This is a genomic window from Echinicola shivajiensis (genome assembly GCF_018642165.1).
GTDB classification, from domain to species: Bacteria; Bacteroidota; Bacteroidia; order Cytophagales; family Cyclobacteriaceae; genus Echinicola; species Echinicola shivajiensis.
In genome coordinates this window covers 118,569-135,161 of sequence record NZ_JAHHZM010000003.1, presented here as the reverse complement: position 1 = coordinate 135,161, position 16,593 = coordinate 118,569, and the positions used below count along the sequence as shown (strand labels likewise).

Here is a 16,593-nt window from a genome sequence, read left to right as displayed (position 1 = left end):
GCTTTGAGTATTTAGTATTGAGCCTGCCTTGTCGGCAGACAGGTAATGAGTAAATGCCTTCGTTCTTCAAGCTTCCCACCTGTCTGCTGCCAGATAGGCTTCGTTCTTTACTCCTTGTTCTTTAATCTTATATCTAAAGTCTAGTATCTTGAATCTAGCTACTTGATACCCTATTCATCTCTCAATGAATTCACTGGATTCACATTGGCGGCTCGGAAAGCTTGTGTGCCCACCGTGAGCATGGCGATCAGCATCAGAATCAATCCTCCTGAAGCAAACACCCACCATTCCAGTGATGTTTTATAGGCAAACTCGGCCAACCACCTATCACTGGCCCACCAAGCCAATGGACAGGCCACCAAAATGGCCCAAAGGATCAACAAGGAAAACTCTCCGGTCATCAGCTTTACAATTGTTCCAATAGAGGCTCCGAGGACCTTGCGAACTCCTATTTCTTTTCTACGCCTTTCTGCGCTAAACACAGCCAGTCCAAAGAGCCCCAAACAGGAAATCAATATGGCCAGACCTCCAAAATAGCGAACCAATGTTTCCACCTTTTGCTCTGCCTCATATTGAGTTTGGAAGGTTTCATCCAAAAATTTATACTCAAATGCATCCCCATCATTCAATGAATGATAAAGCTTGCCAAGATCTTCCAAAGTGGACTTGATATTTTCTCCCTTAATCCTCACTAAAATATTCTGAGCAGTTTCATTACCAAATTTCAAGAAGGCCGGCTTGATATTTTCCTTCAAGGATTCAAAATTAAAATCCTGAACCACACCAATAACTTCCATATCATTTCCCCAAAGGTTGACGGTTTGCCCAACAGGCTCATCAAATCCTATCACCTTTACCGCTGCTTCGTTTAAAATGATTTTGGTATCCTCTGTGCCAAATTCCTTTGAAAATGACCTCCCATCCAAAACAGGTATTTTCAATGTTTCGATCAGGTCATAATTGACTGTGATATTTTCAAACTTGATATCGGTATCGGGATTCTTGCCCGGCCATTCCAATCCCACTGTAGTACTCCAACTCCCTACCAGATTATGGAAAATACTGGAAGCCTGCTCCACACCCTCAATTCGTTTGGCCTGGTCCAAAAAAGTATTCAATTTTTGGTCAGAGAGACTGTAGGGAGTGACCATCAAAATATTATCTTTCTGATAACCCAAATTGTGCCCCTGCATATAGGACAATTGTTTGCTCACGACGATGGTGGCAATGATCATCACCAAGGAAACTGAAAACTGAATGATCACCAAACCTTTTCTGGCCAGCAGCTCTCCAAAAGATCCTTTCTGAATCCCCTTTAAAACAGTAGTCGGCTGAAAACCTGAAAGATAAACTGCTGGATAAACACCTGATATTAATGCTGTCAATAGTCCCATCCCTAGAAAAATCATCCATTGCTGAACGGTAAATCCAAAACTCAACTCCTTGTCGGTAATTTGGTTAAAGGCGGGCAAAAGCAAAAATACCAGAACTAGGGCAACGAAAAGCCCCAATAAGGTCAAGGAAAATATTTCTACCATAAATTGATAGGCCAGCTGTTTTCTTTCAGCTCCAATGGCTTTTTTGATCCCCACTTCCTTACTCCGGCTTAGGGCTCTGGCAGTAGTGAGATTTATAAAATTGATGCAGGCCACCAGTAAAACTAAAATCCCAATGATGGTAAATATGTATATATAACTGATCCTTCCTCCAGCAACTACCCCATTTTCATAGACACCATGGAGATATCTAACTTCATATTTTTGGGCAAAAAGGCTTACTTTGGAATAGGACAGTTTCGATTTGACAAAGTCTTTGATTTTCTGGTTAAAAGCATTGACATCCGTACCCTCTTTCAGTAGCACATAATTCAAGGTATTATGGTTATCCCAATGGATTCCATCGCCTAGCATTTTCCTGAAATAATCAAAGCTTAACAGAAAATCAGGCTGCATACTGGCATTGGTGGGAAAATCTTTATAAATGCCAGTGATCATCACCTGATCGCTAAAATTAAAAATCTTCCATTCCATACTTTTACCTAATGCTTCTTCAGGATTTCCAAAAATCTTTTTAGCGGTACTTTCAGAGATTGCCACATTATTGATTCCAGTGATCACTTCATTGGAGTTCCCATAAAGCAATGGAATAGTAAAAAGATCAAAGAAATCCTGCTCAGCAAACAGGCCTTCTGCCCCTATTTTATTATTTTCAAAGGAAAAGGAAACATCTTCTACATAAGAAGAAGTGGCTGCTGCTTTTACCACTTCTGGCATTTCCTCTTCCATGGCATCTGCCAATAAACCTGGACCAGCACTCACTGTCATGATTCCGCCCTCATTATCATGATTGGTCATAATCTGGTAAAGTTGATCGCTTTTCCCACTATAATGATCCACTGTTCTCTCATCCTGTATCCACAAATAAATTAAGATGACACTGGCCAGCCCAAAAGATAGCCCAATCAAATTGATCAAGAAGGTGGTCGAATGTCTTCTGAAATTTCGAATGACCAATGTTAGATAATGTTTAAGCATAGCTGTATGGTATGATTGCTAGTTATAGTATTGTAGTAGTAAGTAGCTTGTATTTAGAAGCTGTCTTCAATCTTCATACTTCCCACTTCGTACTTCCTTCTTACTTAAATATGGAATTGCTCACGGATATTCTCCGTCACCACCTTACCATCAAATAGATTGATCACACGGTGGGCATAATTGGCATCATGTGGGGAGTGGGTAACCATCACAATGGTGGTTCCTTCATTGTTCAATTCTTCCAAAAGCCTCATTACTTCTTCACCATTGGCGGAATCCAAATTACCGGTAGGTTCATCGGCAAGGATAATGGCTGGCTTGGTGATAATGGCCCTGGCAATGGCCACCCGCTGTTGCTGACCTCCAGAAAGCTGCTGTGGAAAGTGGTTCCTCCTGTGCATGATATTCATCCTTTCGAGTACCTGTTCCACTTTTTGTTTTCGCTCATTGGCAGGCACCTTTAAATAAAGCAGTGCGAGTTCCACATTTTCGAAAACCGTCAATTCATCGATCAGGTTAAAGCTCTGGAAGACAAATCCGATATTGCCCTTTCTCAACTGAGAACGTTTTCCTTCCGAGAACTTGGCCACTTCATGGTCCAGGAAATGGTATTCTCCTTCATCTGGATTATCTAAAAGTCCCAGGATATTCAGCAAGGTGGATTTCCCACATCCAGAAGGCCCCATTATGGCCACAAACTCCCCTTGCTTGATTTCGATATCAATGCTTTCCAAAGCAGTGGTCTCTATCTCTTCTGTAGCATAGAGCTTTTTTAGGGCGGTTGTTTTAATGACGTTTTGCATAATGTTCTTTAGTTCGAAGTTTGAAGTTGGAAGATGGAAGCAACGCCTCCTTGTCCAAAGTCGCTTACTGTTTAATGCTTTTTCTGTATGCAATCATCATGTTCATTAAGTCAAATGATTGCTGATAGTATTGGTTAAATTTTAATTCATCAATGTAATTTCTTCGTTTTACCTTGTGAAGGCAGGTTACTACTTCAGCAAGCGATCTAATAGCATAGCCCAAAAACCGCTTTTGTTCTAGAGAAGATTGCAAAATCGCTCCCTCGGCTATATTCAAGGCAATTGAATCAGCAGCTCGCATAATCTGCGAGGTGATATTATACATCTCGCTTTTGGGAAAATGCTCACTTGTTTTGATAATCGCCTCACTCAGGTTCATGGCTTTTTGCCAAATAATCAGGTTTTCAAACTTAAATTTCATAATGGATACGGGTTAAAAATTTTCAACTGAAATCTATCAATTTACAATTTTCAGCTTTCAAATTCTAGCCTTAATCCTCAGAACTACCCTCTTCAACCTCTCCACTTCGTCCTTCCTACTTCCGACTTCGTACTTCCCTCTTCGTACTTCCTATTTCAACAGCAGCACCTCATTGTCTCCAAAATTTTCGTAGCCTGACACCACCACTTTATCCCCCTCATTAAGGCCTTCCAGCACTTCGAAATGATCCGGGTTTTTTCTTCCAAGTCTTATGTTTCTCTTTTGAGCTTTGTCCCCGGAATTGTTCAAAACAAAAACCCAGTTCCCGCCTGTATCCTTGTAGAAGCCTCCAGTAGGCAATAGCAACAACCTTTCACTGTCACCCAGCTCCAGCTTGATCCTAACTGATTGTCCCCTTCTCACCCCCTTTGGTGTCCCTTCCAGAAACAACATATCCACTTCAAACCTGCCCTCGGAAATACTTGGATAGATTTTTGCAATTTCGACAGCATAATTATCTCCGGAAAAAGAGAAGCTTCCCCTAAGTTCTTTTCTCACCCTCGGCAAATACAGTTCATCTATCTGTACCCTAACCTTAAATTCATTAAGAATATCTATCTGCCCATATCGCTCACCAGACTGAATGGACTGGCCTATTTCTATCTTTTCCGTAGCCAACTGCCCATTAATAGGTGCAGTGATGATCAGGTTATCCAAGATATGGCCTACACCTTCCAGGGACTTTTGCATTCTGGCCTCAGAAGCTTTCAACTGTTGCAGCTGGATGGACCGGGCGATGGAGTCATTCTTGTAAGACTCATAGGTCAGGGCCCTTCGCTTGATATTATATTCGTATTCCTCTTTCACTTCCTCCAGCTCACGATCTGAAACCAATTTTTTATCATGCAATTCCTTAAACCTTCCATACTGGGGCTTCAGCAAACTGATTTGATAATCAATCTCAGCTAACTGGCCTTGCTGGTTAAGGTCATTCTGATCGAGCAATAACCTGGTCTGACGCAGATTATTGATCTGTTCGTACAACATGGTTTCCCTTTGCATCACATCCAATTGCAAATTGGAATTGGTCAGTGTCAAAATGGTATCCCCTATTTCCACAAAGGCTCCAGATTCCCTTACCACTTCTTGTATAATCCCTCCTTCTATCGCATCCAAGTAAAAGGTCTCTGCTGGTTGCATGGTGCCTGATACGGTGATATAATCCTTGTATTCCCCTTCACTCACTGTCGCAATGGAAAGTCTTTCCCTCTCCACATATAGCGAGCTTCTGTTATCTGCAAATAACAATTGGTACACGATTAAAGACAGCACTGCCAGACCAATGATGATCATTGCAATGAACTTTGGTGTCCAGGTTTTCTTTTCAATTTTTCTATCCATGTCCAAAAACTAGTTCCTATTTAAGGCATTAGCTATTTGCCAATTTATATGCCAGTAAAAAATGCCCTCTAATGGACTGAATACCACTTTTTAATAATTCCTTATGTTTCGCATCGAACATTTTCGTTCGCTGGCGGACGAAAAAATCCAAAGCATTAAATTACATTCCCGTAACTTTCGTGAAATCAAAAAAATAAAAACTGCTTATATTGTCCGGAAACGGATATTATCAAAGTATTTTCCGGAGCAAAAGTTCTTCGGTACACTGTTTGGCATACCAGGTCGACAGCACTACTGTCAACATATCCGAAAAACTATTGAAATAAGAAATGCGAAAACCAAAAACAGGGAACCTGCTCATCATAGATGACAATGAGGATTTGCTCAAAGCAGCCAAGATTTTTTTAAAGCGGCACTTCGTGAAGGTGGACACAGAGACCAATCCTGATTTGATTCCTATACTGCTCCATAATGAGCAATATGATGTGATCATGCTGGACATGAACTTTACCAAGGATGTCAGCAGCGGACAGGAAGGTTTTCAACATTTGGACAGGATTTTATCTATCGATCCTTCTGCGGTAGTAGTACTGATCACGGCATATGGAGATATTAACTTGGCAGTGAAAGCCATCAAGGAAGGTGCAACGGATTTTGTTCTGAAACCTTGGGATAATGATAAACTGTTGGCCACCCTAAATGCCGCCTTGAAGCTTCGCCAATCCAAGTTGGAGGTAGCTGACCTTAAAAACCAACAACAGTTGATCTATGCGGATATGGATCGAAAATTCAAGGATATTATCGGTCAAAGCCCCGCCATGCAAAAGGTTTTTGACACCATAGAAAAAGTGGCTGCAACAGATGCCAATGTGATGATCTTGGGCGAAAATGGCACTGGAAAGGAATTGATCGCCAGGGCTATTCACCGACACTCCAAAAGATCAAGAGAAGCATTTGTGGGAGTGGATTTAGGTGCTATTACTCCCTCACTTTTTGAAAGTGAATTATTTGGTCATAAAAAAGGGGCATTTACGGACGCAAGGGAAGATAGGATCGGGCGTTTTGAGCAAGCGGATAAAGGAACCTTGTTCTTGGATGAAATCGGCAATATCCCGATGGCCTCCCAATCTAAGCTTTTGGCAGTTTTACAAAATAGGACAGTCACCAAGGTAGGCAGCAACCAGCAAAAAGAAATCAATATCCGACTTATTTCGGCCACCAATATGCCCCTTGCGGACATGATCAGGGAGAACACATTCAGGCAGGATTTGCTTTACAGGCTCAACACTATTGAAATCAATTTACCTCCTCTTAGGGAACGTATCGAGGATATTCCACTACTTACAGACCACTTTATCGCTTTTTACTCAAAAAAATACAATAAAGACATCCGCAAGGCCAGTGATTCCTTGATCAAACGCATGCAAAAATACCAGTGGCCAGGAAATATTCGGGAACTGCAGCATGGCATTGAAAGGGCGGTCATCATGAGTAGCAAGCATGTATTGCAACCGGAAGATCTCTTTTTTCAAAGTTCTGGAGATATTGAAAGATCTGGAGAAACTGTCAGTCTCGACCATTTGAATATTGAGGATGTCGAAAGGATTTTAATTAGAAAGGCCCTTCAAAAGCACAATGGACATATTACCAAAGCAGCTCAGGAATTGGGGCTTACTCGCTCCTCTTTGTACAGAAGACTAGAAAAATATGGTTTATAAATCGGCCTCCTTAAATATTTCCCTTCGGGTATTATTTCTTGTCCTTAACATTATGGCAGGGGCTTACCTTTACTTTGCGCTCAATATCATTTTGGGACCAGTGCTACTTTTAGGCCTGCTCAGCCTGCAAGTGATCGAACTGATAAAATATAATCAAAGGACCAATGAGAAAATAACCCGTTTTTTGGAATCTATACAATATGCTGATTTCACCTCTTCATTTACACATGACAGCCAAATGGGCAATTCCTATAGACACCTGAACCAAGCCTTTAGCAAGGTAATGGAGGCTTTCAGAAAGACCCGGGCAGAAAAAGAGGAACAGGTGCTATTCATGCGTATCATCATCCAGCACATCAATATTGGTATAATATCCTATAACTCTGAAGGAAAGATTGGATTGGTCAACAACGCTGCCAAGCATCTCTTACAAATCACACAGTTTAAGGATATTCATGACCTGAACAGGATTTCCCCGCAATTCTTAAAGCAAATACTAAGTCTCAAAACCGGTGAAGACCTTTCAGTCAAAATCAATGACTCTTTGCACCTCAACATCCGCTGTACCGAACTAAAAATGGGCGGAAAACAATGGTTTTTGCTCTCCTTTCAGGATATCAGCGCTGCATTAAAACAACAAGAGCTGGACGCTTGGCAGAACTTGACAAAGGTGCTCAGGCACGAAATCATGAACTCCATTACACCTATTGCCACATTGGTCAATTCGCTTCAAACCATTTTGGAGGAGGATGTTTATATAGAAAATGGAAAACACCTAATTTTGGAAGAAGGTTTTGAAGACTTACAGGAAGGGCTGAAGACCATTTCTGGCCGTAGCAGAGGCTTAGTAGGCTTTGTCAATGCTTATAGGGATTATACCAGTATCCCAGAACCTCAAAAATCTCCTTTGGATGTTAGAGCACTTTTTGAAGACATTTGTACCCTGCTACGGGACGACTTGGAACTAAACCAGATTAGCTTGACAATAGAAATTGTACCAGAAGATTTGAATATTATGGCGGACAAAGAACAAATTCAAATGATCCTGATCAATCTGGTTAAAAATGCCCGTGAAGCCATAGAAAAATCAGATATTAAGACGATCCAGCTCACAGCCGGAAGAACACTTTCAAATCACCCATATATACAAGTCATTGACCAAGGCCCTGGCATTCAAGCTGCCTCATTGGAGAATATTTTTGTACCATTTTTCACCACCAAAAACAATGGCAGTGGCATAGGTTTGGCCATCTCAAGGCAAATCATGAATATGCACCGTGGAAGCCTGCAGGTACATTCAGTTCCGGACAAAGAAACGATCTTCACCTTATTGTTTGAATCCTAGGACGATTATTAATGTGATGCTTTTCCAAGTAAAACAGTAAATCTTAAACCAAAAGATTTGTTATTTACCCCTTTCGGTAATATTTATTCTTCACCCACCAAAGTATTGGTATAATACCTGAATTTCAATTGCTCCAGCTGTCTCTTGGTGATCAAGTCAATAAGCTTCAATTGCCCCTCAAGGTACTTTTCCTGCCTTTTATTCAGAAGGAATACTGAACTCTCCCCCATCTTAAACTTTTCATTTTCTGCCCAAAGCAGCTGTTTATAACCTTGGACATTTTCCATTTGTATCGATTCCTGCGCCATCAAGTAATCGATTTGCTCCAAGCTGTTTAATACTTTATTTTGCAGCCCAATGGTTTTGTTTTCCAATTCCAACTGCTTTTCCAGTACTTTCACTTTGCCCAATTGGAGATTGCCTCTTTCAGCTCTAAGGAGCAATGGCAAACTGAATGAGAAGCCCCATTTATAGTCATTGCTATTATAACCGGGCAATCCCTCCCCATCCGGAGTCAGCAGCGGCATATATTTCACCTTTAATTTGGGCAGCAGCTTTTCCTGCTTCATCCTTCTCTCGGCTTCCATCAAGTTCACTTTGGATCTTGCTTCCTGCAGCATGGGGTGTGTATCCAAGGTATCCAAAGAAAAACTACTGCTAAGATCTTGATAGGAAATAACTATCAGACTATCAGGAATCATCTGCTCAACAGCATACCAACCATCTTCATTCCAAAGATAATTTTCAAGATTCTTTTGTGTAGAGGTATTGCTTGACTTAACAGATTGAAGGAGGTTTTTTCGGTCTTGCCACATGATATACGCCTCCACCGTATCAATGGCCGTTTTCTCTCCATTAATAAATGAGGTCTTGGTATTCTGAAAGTAATTCTCCGCCAAGCGGATACTTTCATTCACTATTTTAAGGGCTTCATGGCTATTGGCCCAATAAAGATAGGCCTCAGTGGCACTAAAATACAGATCATTGGTCTGGAGGGTCTTTTGCTGCTCCGCAATGGCAGCATAGGCCTTTGCCTGCCTCAAGGCGGTCCTTCCTTCATCCATTAACAGGCCTTGAAGCACATTAAGCTCGATCCCTGCATTCCATAGGCCATTTGAGCCAGTTTGGCTCTCAGGATTCAAATACCTACCAGCATTCTTTTCATATCCTGCTATCAAATCAAGTCCTGCTACAGTTGGGATCCTCAAACTGGAAGCAGATCTCCTGTAATACATTTTATCTGTATAAAGCTTCTGGTCAAAATCCGACTCCAATACTGGATCAAAATTCCCCCTAGCCGCCCTAATACTCGCTTCAGCCTTCATCTCATTCAAGCGCGCCTTTTGAGAAAGAGGATGGTGATTGATCACATTCTGTATAAAAAGCTCATAATTCAACTTGTCCAGTGGTAATGACTGGGCATCACTGAAAATAGGCCAAGCAAGCAAAATGAATAATAGGTAATATTTGGATGCTCTTTTACTCATTCAAGAAATTATTTTACCGATTTCAAAGGTGCCTTCAATTTCAATGGCTTAGGATTGGTTTTTTCCTTTGTATAATAATCCGCTGGGAACCCGTTCAGCTGTCTCCACAACTCATACCAAATTGGCACATTGTTCAACAATAAAAAAGTCCTAACTCCGGTGCCCATGCTCAATTTTTCAGGCCATGGTCTATCCTCTGGATCAGGGCTAACCAGCAACCTGTAGTAACCATTTGTACTTATAAAACGGTCAATGGCAACCACCTTGCCCCTAAAGACGCCCGTCGAGGCTTCTGGCCAACCGCTAATTACAATGGCAGGCCAACCGTCAAATCTCAAGCTAACCCTATTGTCCTGCTGAATAAGCGGCAAGTCTTGAGGCTTGACATAAACTTCCACTGCCAAATCATATTCTTGGGGCATGATGGATACAATATCTGCACCTTCTTTGATCAGCTCCCCAATCCCCTTTTTTACTGCCTTGGTGATATATCCTGACTGGGGTGCAGTGACATAATACATACTCGCCCTTTGACCGTAATTGCTCAATTGATTGCGCAGCTTTGATACCTCTGCTATGGTCCCCAATTTAGCGGACAGAGCAGACTGGGTATCCGATTGTGCCTTGGCCAATTTATCTTGGTACTCTCTTTCAATAGAGGACATTTCAAGGTCAAGGTTCATCAGCTCATTCCGCTGGTTCACCAGTTTATTTCTTTGAACAGTCACCTTGGCATTGGCCTCCTGTACCTTCATTTCCTTTTCCTGAAGATCTGTAAGCGATTTTAGCCCCTTTTCATATAGTTCTTGGGTTCGTTCCAATTGGTTTTCAGCAATGCGGAGATTGGTTCTGAATGCTACCAAGTCAATACTGTCCATCTGAACCTTATTATTGGCCTGAAGGATCTTGTTTTCCATTTGTTGAAGCTTTAATTGCATAGCTTCCTCCAAAGCTTTAGACTGTGTATTAATGGCCGCTATTTTTGCTTCATAAGAGGATGAACTCTCTATCTTGGCATCCAATTGCTCCTGTGTCCTTTCAATCAGCTGAGGGTCGAAATATTCACTTTTAGCATCAGAAATAAACACCACGGTATCTCCTTTGGACACAAAATCACCTTCTCGCACATACCACTTTTCAAGCCTACCTGAAATCACCGATTGAATCGCCTGCGGTCGCTGCTCAGGTGACAAAGTGGTGACATATCCGTCCGTTTGAATATTTTGGGTCCATGGCAAAAAGAGGCAAAATAGCAGCACCACTAATATGATAGAAACCACTTTCCTAGAAAATTTAAAGTAACTGAATTCCTTTAGCACCCTAAATGCCCTAAAGTCGTTTTGCTTGACGTATTTACTAATACTATTTTCAGATATATTCAACATAGCTGATTACAACTTAATAGTTTGGGTACTGTTTTCTATCCAATCCTCTTCGTCGGAGATGACGACCAAAGTCCAATTCTGCCGCTTATCTGTAAGGAATTTGATCAGTTCATGACGTTCATTTTTTGGGATATTGACCAATGGGTCCTCCATCAAAACCAAGCCTGGGTTATGGCAAATCGCCCTGGCGAGATGGATTTTTTGGATAATACAGCGAGGTGTTCTTCGCCCTCCACTATCCAAAATAGTATCTAGGCCTTTGGGCAATTCTTTCAAGTAGGAGCTTAGTCCTACTCCCTCTAAAAGCCCAAGCAAGATCTCATCAGATATATTTCTTCCCACAAGGATATTTTCTCTAAAACTCCCCTCAAAGATTTGGTTTGAAGCCAGTACTACTCCCAGATTTTGGTGGAAACTCTTCTTGTCCAACTTATCATAAGCGATATCGTTAATCAAAATTTCTCCAGCATCGATATGTTGGATGCCTGCCAAAATCTGCAATAAAGTGGATTTACCTGAGCCTGTCTTCCCTGTAAGGACCGTGCGGGATCCACCTGGTATTTCAAAGCTTAATTTTCTGATTACAGGAGAATTGTCATTAGGGTACTTAAAAGAAACATTTTTTAGGACAATAGAACAAGCTGTATCCTTTTTGATCTTTTCGTTTCCTGATTCATTCTGAAGGCTCATATCCGTAACAAAACCTATCTTTTCGAATGCTGTGAGCACATCATACACATTATCCCAAACACTAAGTAGCTTCTCCACGGAGTTCATGACCAGGATAATAACAATCTCTGCAGCTACAAACTGGCCGATATTCATTTGGTTATTGAAAACAAGCACACCTCCCACTACCAATATACCAGCAGCAATAAAGACCTTAAAACCAACAATCGCCTTGAATTGATCCAATAACACCCTAAAATGTGACTCCCTAGAATTGATATAATCCACGGTGATATCATCACTTTTTGTCAGGTGAAACGATGGGTTTTGGGAAAGGTGAAAGGTACGCCTTACCCTGCCGATTTCTCCAAGCCAAAAAGCAAGATTGTATTTGTACTTACTTTCCTTAATGCTGGTTTCTAAACCAATTTTACCCGTCACCTTCACCAAAATAAAAAGGGCACCTCCCAAACTAAGGCCTAATAAAATAAAGTAAAGACTGTAAATAGAAAGCAATATCATACCAAATAATATCTGAAAGGCAGATACAGATATATCTATCAACATTTTTGGTAGGCCTTTCTGAATGGTCATTGTGTCAAAAAATCTATTGGCCAATTCAGGGGCATGCTGGTTATCCAACTCCTTTGGCTTAATCTGGGGCAACCTATAGGCAAATTCAAAAGCGGAACGCGCAAATATATCCTGCTGAATATTTTCAACAATTCTCAACTGAAGAACCTGTAGCAGACCTGCTACTGTAATGCCGACCAAAACCACTGTGACCAGAATAACCCAAGAGAAAGACAATTCTCCAGTTTGTAGATAATTGATAATAGCCTGGATCCCTAAAGGAAGAGACAGGTTCACTATACCTATAAAAAGGGCATAAATGTATATTTGTCTAATTTCTGGTTTATATATTTTCAACAGCCTCCAAAGCCGTTCAATGGGTCTAAGTTTTGTCATTTTATTGATCGAGTAATGATTAAACCTTGAGGTTTATTTATTCCTACAACTAAAAACAAGGTTATTGGGTTTGGCCTCCAATTAGGAAATTGGACGTTTTTTGTTCTTATGGGATAGTAAATATATGCCAATGAGCTAAAAAAAGTTTCATTCAAAATTGATTCTAATCAAATTCTAATGTCTCATTTTTTTTCTAATAACTCATTGAATCAACGTATTTGGTGACTTTCTTTTTTTTTGGAGACTATATTTTGAAAGCTAATCCTGAGTAGGTTTTCAAGAAAATCCAAAAAACAGTCTCTTCCCACATTCACGATTCATGAGTTTCTAAGGTCTTAGAAAAAATAAAAACAAAAAAAACTTTGAACAAATGTATTTTTTTGTACCTTCACATATGTATATACATATGAACATTAATAAAATCTAAATATCGCAATCTCTGCAAAGCAGCTATAACACCTTAAATATAAAGGAACTGTAGCCACATTTAAGATTCCATATTTCCTATACTTTAAAAATCATTGATATGAAAAAGCCAAACAGCTCATGACCAAGAGGTCTACCGCAAGGGGACATATAGTCCAAAAGACATAATAACTATCAGTCAATTATTTACAATACCCAAGCATATACATATATGAAATGTAAACCATTACCCTATCAATGGCGGGGAGTGATTCGTGGCTTCTGTGGCATAATGCTATTTCTAATGGTATCATCCACATTGATGGCCAATGACAAGACTTCAAAAACTTCTTCGAACAAGGACAGCAATTCCATTTCCGCCAAACCATTTGAAATCAATATTACAGGTACTGTCATCGATGAGACAGGCGCAGGTCTTCCCGGAGCTACAGTAATAGAAAAAGGAACCAACAATGTCGCCATTACAGATGTGGAAGGAAATTATGCCATATCTGTAGAAAACAAAGAAAGTATCCTTGTATTTTCTTATATCGGCTATGAAAACCAAGAATTTGTAGTCGGTAACAATACCTCCATCAATATCAATTTAAAACTAGCTACCGACCAGTTAGATGAAGTCGTGGTGGTAGGATATGGTATCCAGAAAAAAGCTGATGTAACAGGAGCCGTTGCATCAATCAAAAGCGATGAAATCGTAACGACCAAAAACGAGAACTTACAAAACATGCTGACCGGTAAGGTCGCCGGCCTCCGCATCCTCCAAAATTCCAGTGAACCCGGTACATTTAATAGTTCTATGGATATTAGGGGCTTTGGTGCTCCTCTAGTAGTAATAGACGGTGTACCGAGAAACAATATGGCACGCCTTGATCCAGAGGATATCGAAAGCATTTCTGTAGTTAAAGACGCTTCTGGAGCTGTTTACGGTTCGAGAGCAGCCAATGGTGTAATCATCATCACCACCAAAAAGGGCTCAAAAACAGGCAAGCCAAACTTGAGTTATTCTGGTAATATGACTTGGCAGAGCCCCTCCAATTATCCTGATTTGGTAAGTGCTGCAGATTGGATGACACTCTATAATGAAAGAGACAAACACAATGTTGATAACAGCGGAGTGGTTCCTAGATATTCTGAAGAGGAAATTGAATCTTATAGAAATGGCAGTATGCCTTCCACGGACTGGAAGGACATGGTGATGAGAAATAGCGCTCCTGCTACCCAACATACTATCAGTGCAACAGGCGGAAATGAAGGTATTACTTATTATACAAGTGTCGGTTATCAACAGCAAGGCAGTTTTCTTAAAACTGATGCAATCAACTATGAAAAATACACCATCAGGAACAATATATCTGCAAAAATCACTGACAATATCCAGTTAGACATGAACCTGTCTGGATTAATAGATGAAAGGGAAACTTCTCCATTTAGTTCTAATGACATCGTAAGGGCCATGTGGCTACACCGTCCAATGGATAATGTATACTATGATGAAGAAGCGGGAAAATATGCCATGATGGATTGGAATGTGATATTAAATCCAGTTGCCATGATGGACAAGGACTTGGTAGGCGAAAACAGCTATAAAAGCAAATGGTTCCAGTCCAATATGAGCCTGACCTATCAGGTTCCGTTTGTAGAGGGTTTATCGCTAAAATCCATGTTCAGTTATGATTATACACAAAACGATAACAAGGAATACTCCAAGAGTTTCACCCTGTACTTACCCAATGGTAATGAATACAAAGCCAATAACCAAACCAGTGGGAACTCCAAAATTTCCCGCTATTTCTATGGCAAAAATTCCACTTTATGGCAGTTGAGAGTAGCTTATGAAAGAAAGTTTGGTCACCACGCTATTTCTGCTCTTAATCTGTTAGAGAATTCCCATTTCCAAGGAGACAACTTTTACGGGTACAGGTACCTTGTTCTTCCTTTGCCCCAAATATTTGCCGGTATCACCGATAATCAGGAAATCAGACAAAGCACATCAAGTGGTGCGCTCTACGATTATGCTAACCGCGCATCTGTGGGACGTTTCACCTATGGATTTAAGAGCAAGTACATGGCAGAATTTTCATACAGATATGAAGGCTCATCCAAATTCCCAAAAGATAGTCGATGGGGCTTTTTCCCTTCTTTCTCTGCAGGTTGGAGAATTTCTGAAGAAGGCTTTTGGATGAATTCACCTTTACGTGTGATTGAAGACCTAAAATTCAGAGGATCTTATGGTATTACTGGGGATGATAGTTCCCTAGCCTACCAATTTGTGAGTGGATATCAGTATCCTGCTTCAGGCAGCAGCAGAGGCCTTCCTGGGGGGTATATTTTCGGAGATCAATTTGTTTCCTCTTCCAGCAATACAGGCCTTGCCAATACTGCTATAACCTGGTATGAGGCCAAAACATTGAACATCGGAATGGATGCTTCTTTATGGAGTGGAAGATTAGGTGTAACAGTAGAATATTTCAATAGGGACCGTTCTGGTTTGCTGGCGACAAGGGTAGGTAGCTTACCGGGAATCGTCGGAGCCTCTCTTCCTCAAGAAAACCTCAACAGTGACCAAAACCGTGGATTTGAAATTGAACTGAGTCATCTGAATAAAATAGGTGATTTCAATTATCAAATACGTGGTAATGTTTCCTACACCAGAACCAAAACCCAGTATTATGAAATGGCCGAACTGGGCAATTCCTTCCTGAACTGGAGAAACGGTGTCAATGATCGCTATAACAATATTTGGTGGGGCTATGCAGGCAATGGCCGTATGACCAGCTGGGATGAAGTTTATTACAATCCAGTTTATGTCGGCAGAGGTTCTGTTTTGGGAGACTATGAATACCAAGATTGGAACGAAGACGGCTGGATCAATGACTTGGATGTCCATCCATTGGCTTACAGCGGTCAAGTCCCATTGGTCAACTTTGGTCTTAACCTAAGTGCTCAATGGAAAGGATTTGATATGTCCATGCTATGGCAAGGTGCTGGCAAAAAGTATGTGTTGGCGAGAGAATTCTTGTATGAACCTTTATGGTCCAACTCAAACGCCATCAGTGACTTTATGAACAGATGGCACCCTACTGATCCCACTGCAAATCCATATGATCCCAGTACAGAATGGACAGGTGGTAATTATGGCTATACAGGATCGCTGCCAAATGCCTCTTCAGATTTCAACATACAAAATGCAGCCTATGTAAGGTTAAAAAGTTTGGAAATCGGATATTCCTTGCCTTCCAATGTGCTTGATTTCATCAAATTGAAAAACATAAGAGTATACGGAAACGCATATAACCTACTGACATTTAGCAAGCTGAAATACGCTGACCCTGAGTTTTATACCAGCAACACGAGTGGATCTGGTCTTACTAACCTTGGATACAACTATCCTATCAATAAGACTTATACAATTGGTATAAACGTGAAATTTTAACT

At 40.7% G+C, this 16,593-nt stretch carries 10 protein-coding genes; 3 read left to right on the top strand and 7 right to left on the bottom strand.

What is annotated here, in order from left to right; translation table 11 throughout:
• Nucleotides 1-170: 170 nt before the first annotated feature.
• The 4 genes from KMW37_RS07425 to KMW37_RS07410 all read right to left on the bottom strand — a co-directional run bounded on the left by KMW37_RS07425 (nucleotide 171) and on the right by KMW37_RS07410 (nucleotide 5,159).
• Nucleotides 171-2,534 carry an ABC transporter permease gene (locus KMW37_RS07425; protein WP_215223987.1) on the bottom strand — a complete coding sequence of 788 codons (2,364 nt, stop codon included), beginning with the start codon at nucleotides 2,532-2,534 and terminating at the stop codon, nucleotides 171-173.
• Between the two features lie 104 nt (nucleotides 2,535-2,638).
• Entirely contained in the window at nucleotides 2,639-3,337 is a 699-nt protein-coding gene (locus KMW37_RS07420) for an ABC transporter ATP-binding protein (protein ID WP_215223986.1), read from the bottom strand.
• Nucleotides 3,338-3,401: 64 nt separating this feature from the next.
• Complete coding sequence (locus KMW37_RS07415; RefSeq protein WP_215223985.1) at nucleotides 3,402-3,758, bottom strand: four helix bundle protein; 357 nt, start codon at nucleotides 3,756-3,758, stop codon at nucleotides 3,402-3,404.
• A 150-nt stretch (nucleotides 3,759-3,908) separates the two neighbouring features.
• A complete protein-coding gene (locus KMW37_RS07410) occupies nucleotides 3,909-5,159 on the bottom strand; it encodes an efflux RND transporter periplasmic adaptor subunit (protein WP_215223984.1) in 1,251 nt (416 codons plus the stop codon).
• Nucleotides 5,160-5,488: 329 nt separating this feature from the next.
• On the opposite strand from KMW37_RS07410, the gene KMW37_RS07405 reads away from it, so the two are divergent.
• Nucleotides 5,489-6,877 (top strand): sigma-54-dependent transcriptional regulator, encoded by a 1,389-nt coding sequence (locus KMW37_RS07405; RefSeq protein ID WP_215223983.1) that lies wholly within the window; start codon nucleotides 5,489-5,491, stop codon nucleotides 6,875-6,877.
• A complete protein-coding gene (locus KMW37_RS07400; RefSeq protein WP_215223982.1) occupies nucleotides 6,867-8,222 on the top strand; it encodes a sensor histidine kinase in 1,356 nt (451 codons plus the stop codon). Before KMW37_RS07405 ends, KMW37_RS07400 begins: the two co-directional genes overlap by 11 nt.
• An 83-nt stretch (nucleotides 8,223-8,305) precedes the next feature.
• Here the strand turns inward: KMW37_RS07400 and KMW37_RS07395 are convergent, their stop codons facing one another.
• The 3 genes from KMW37_RS07395 to KMW37_RS07385 are packed head-to-tail and all read right to left on the bottom strand — an operon-like array spanning nucleotide 8,306 to nucleotide 12,732.
• The gene (locus tag KMW37_RS07395; RefSeq protein ID WP_215223981.1) at nucleotides 8,306-9,709 is read right to left on the bottom strand and encodes a TolC family protein; all 1,404 of its coding nucleotides are present in this window, start codon (nucleotides 9,707-9,709) and stop codon (nucleotides 8,306-8,308) included.
• 8 nt (nucleotides 9,710-9,717) lie between these two features.
• Entirely contained in the window at nucleotides 9,718-11,094 is a 1,377-nt protein-coding gene (locus KMW37_RS07390) for an HlyD family secretion protein (protein WP_215223980.1), read from the bottom strand.
• Between the two features lie 6 nt (nucleotides 11,095-11,100).
• A complete protein-coding gene (locus tag KMW37_RS07385) occupies nucleotides 11,101-12,732 on the bottom strand; it encodes a peptidase domain-containing ABC transporter (RefSeq protein WP_215223979.1) in 1,632 nt (543 codons plus the stop codon).
• Between the two features lie 637 nt (nucleotides 12,733-13,369).
• Between KMW37_RS07385 and KMW37_RS07380 the strand changes: the two genes are divergently transcribed.
• Nucleotides 13,370-16,591: a SusC/RagA family TonB-linked outer membrane protein gene (locus KMW37_RS07380; protein WP_215223978.1), complete on the top strand. Its 3,222-nt coding sequence runs from the start codon at nucleotides 13,370-13,372 to the stop codon at nucleotides 16,589-16,591.
• The last annotated feature ends 2 nt before the right edge of the window (nucleotides 16,592-16,593 follow it).

What these genes read in the sequence shown, in the direction of transcription:
- KMW37_RS07380 (WP_215223978.1), top strand. Translation starts at nt 13,370, where the DNA reads ATGAAATGTAAACCATTACCCTATCAATGGCGGGGAGTGATTCGTGGC.
- KMW37_RS07405 (WP_215223983.1), top strand. Translation starts at nt 5,489, where the DNA reads ATGCGAAAACCAAAAACAGGGAACCTGCTCATCATAGATGACAATGAG.
- KMW37_RS07425 (WP_215223987.1), bottom strand. Translation starts at nt 2,534, where the DNA reads ATGCTTAAACATTATCTAACATTGGTCATTCGAAATTTCAGAAGACAT.
- KMW37_RS07390 (WP_215223980.1), bottom strand. Translation starts at nt 11,094, where the DNA reads ATGTTGAATATATCTGAAAATAGTATTAGTAAATACGTCAAGCAAAAC.
- KMW37_RS07400 (WP_215223982.1), top strand. Translation starts at nt 6,867, where the DNA reads ATGGTTTATAAATCGGCCTCCTTAAATATTTCCCTTCGGGTATTATTT.
- KMW37_RS07420 (WP_215223986.1), bottom strand. Translation starts at nt 3,337, where the DNA reads ATGCAAAACGTCATTAAAACAACCGCCCTAAAAAAGCTCTATGCTACA.
- KMW37_RS07410 (WP_215223984.1), bottom strand. Translation starts at nt 5,159, where the DNA reads ATGGATAGAAAAATTGAAAAGAAAACCTGGACACCAAAGTTCATTGCA.
- KMW37_RS07395 (WP_215223981.1), bottom strand. Translation starts at nt 9,709, where the DNA reads ATGAGTAAAAGAGCATCCAAATATTACCTATTATTCATTTTGCTTGCT.
- KMW37_RS07415 (WP_215223985.1), bottom strand. Translation starts at nt 3,758, where the DNA reads ATGAAATTTAAGTTTGAAAACCTGATTATTTGGCAAAAAGCCATGAAC.
- KMW37_RS07385 (WP_215223979.1), bottom strand. Translation starts at nt 12,732, where the DNA reads ATGACAAAACTTAGACCCATTGAACGGCTTTGGAGGCTGTTGAAAATA.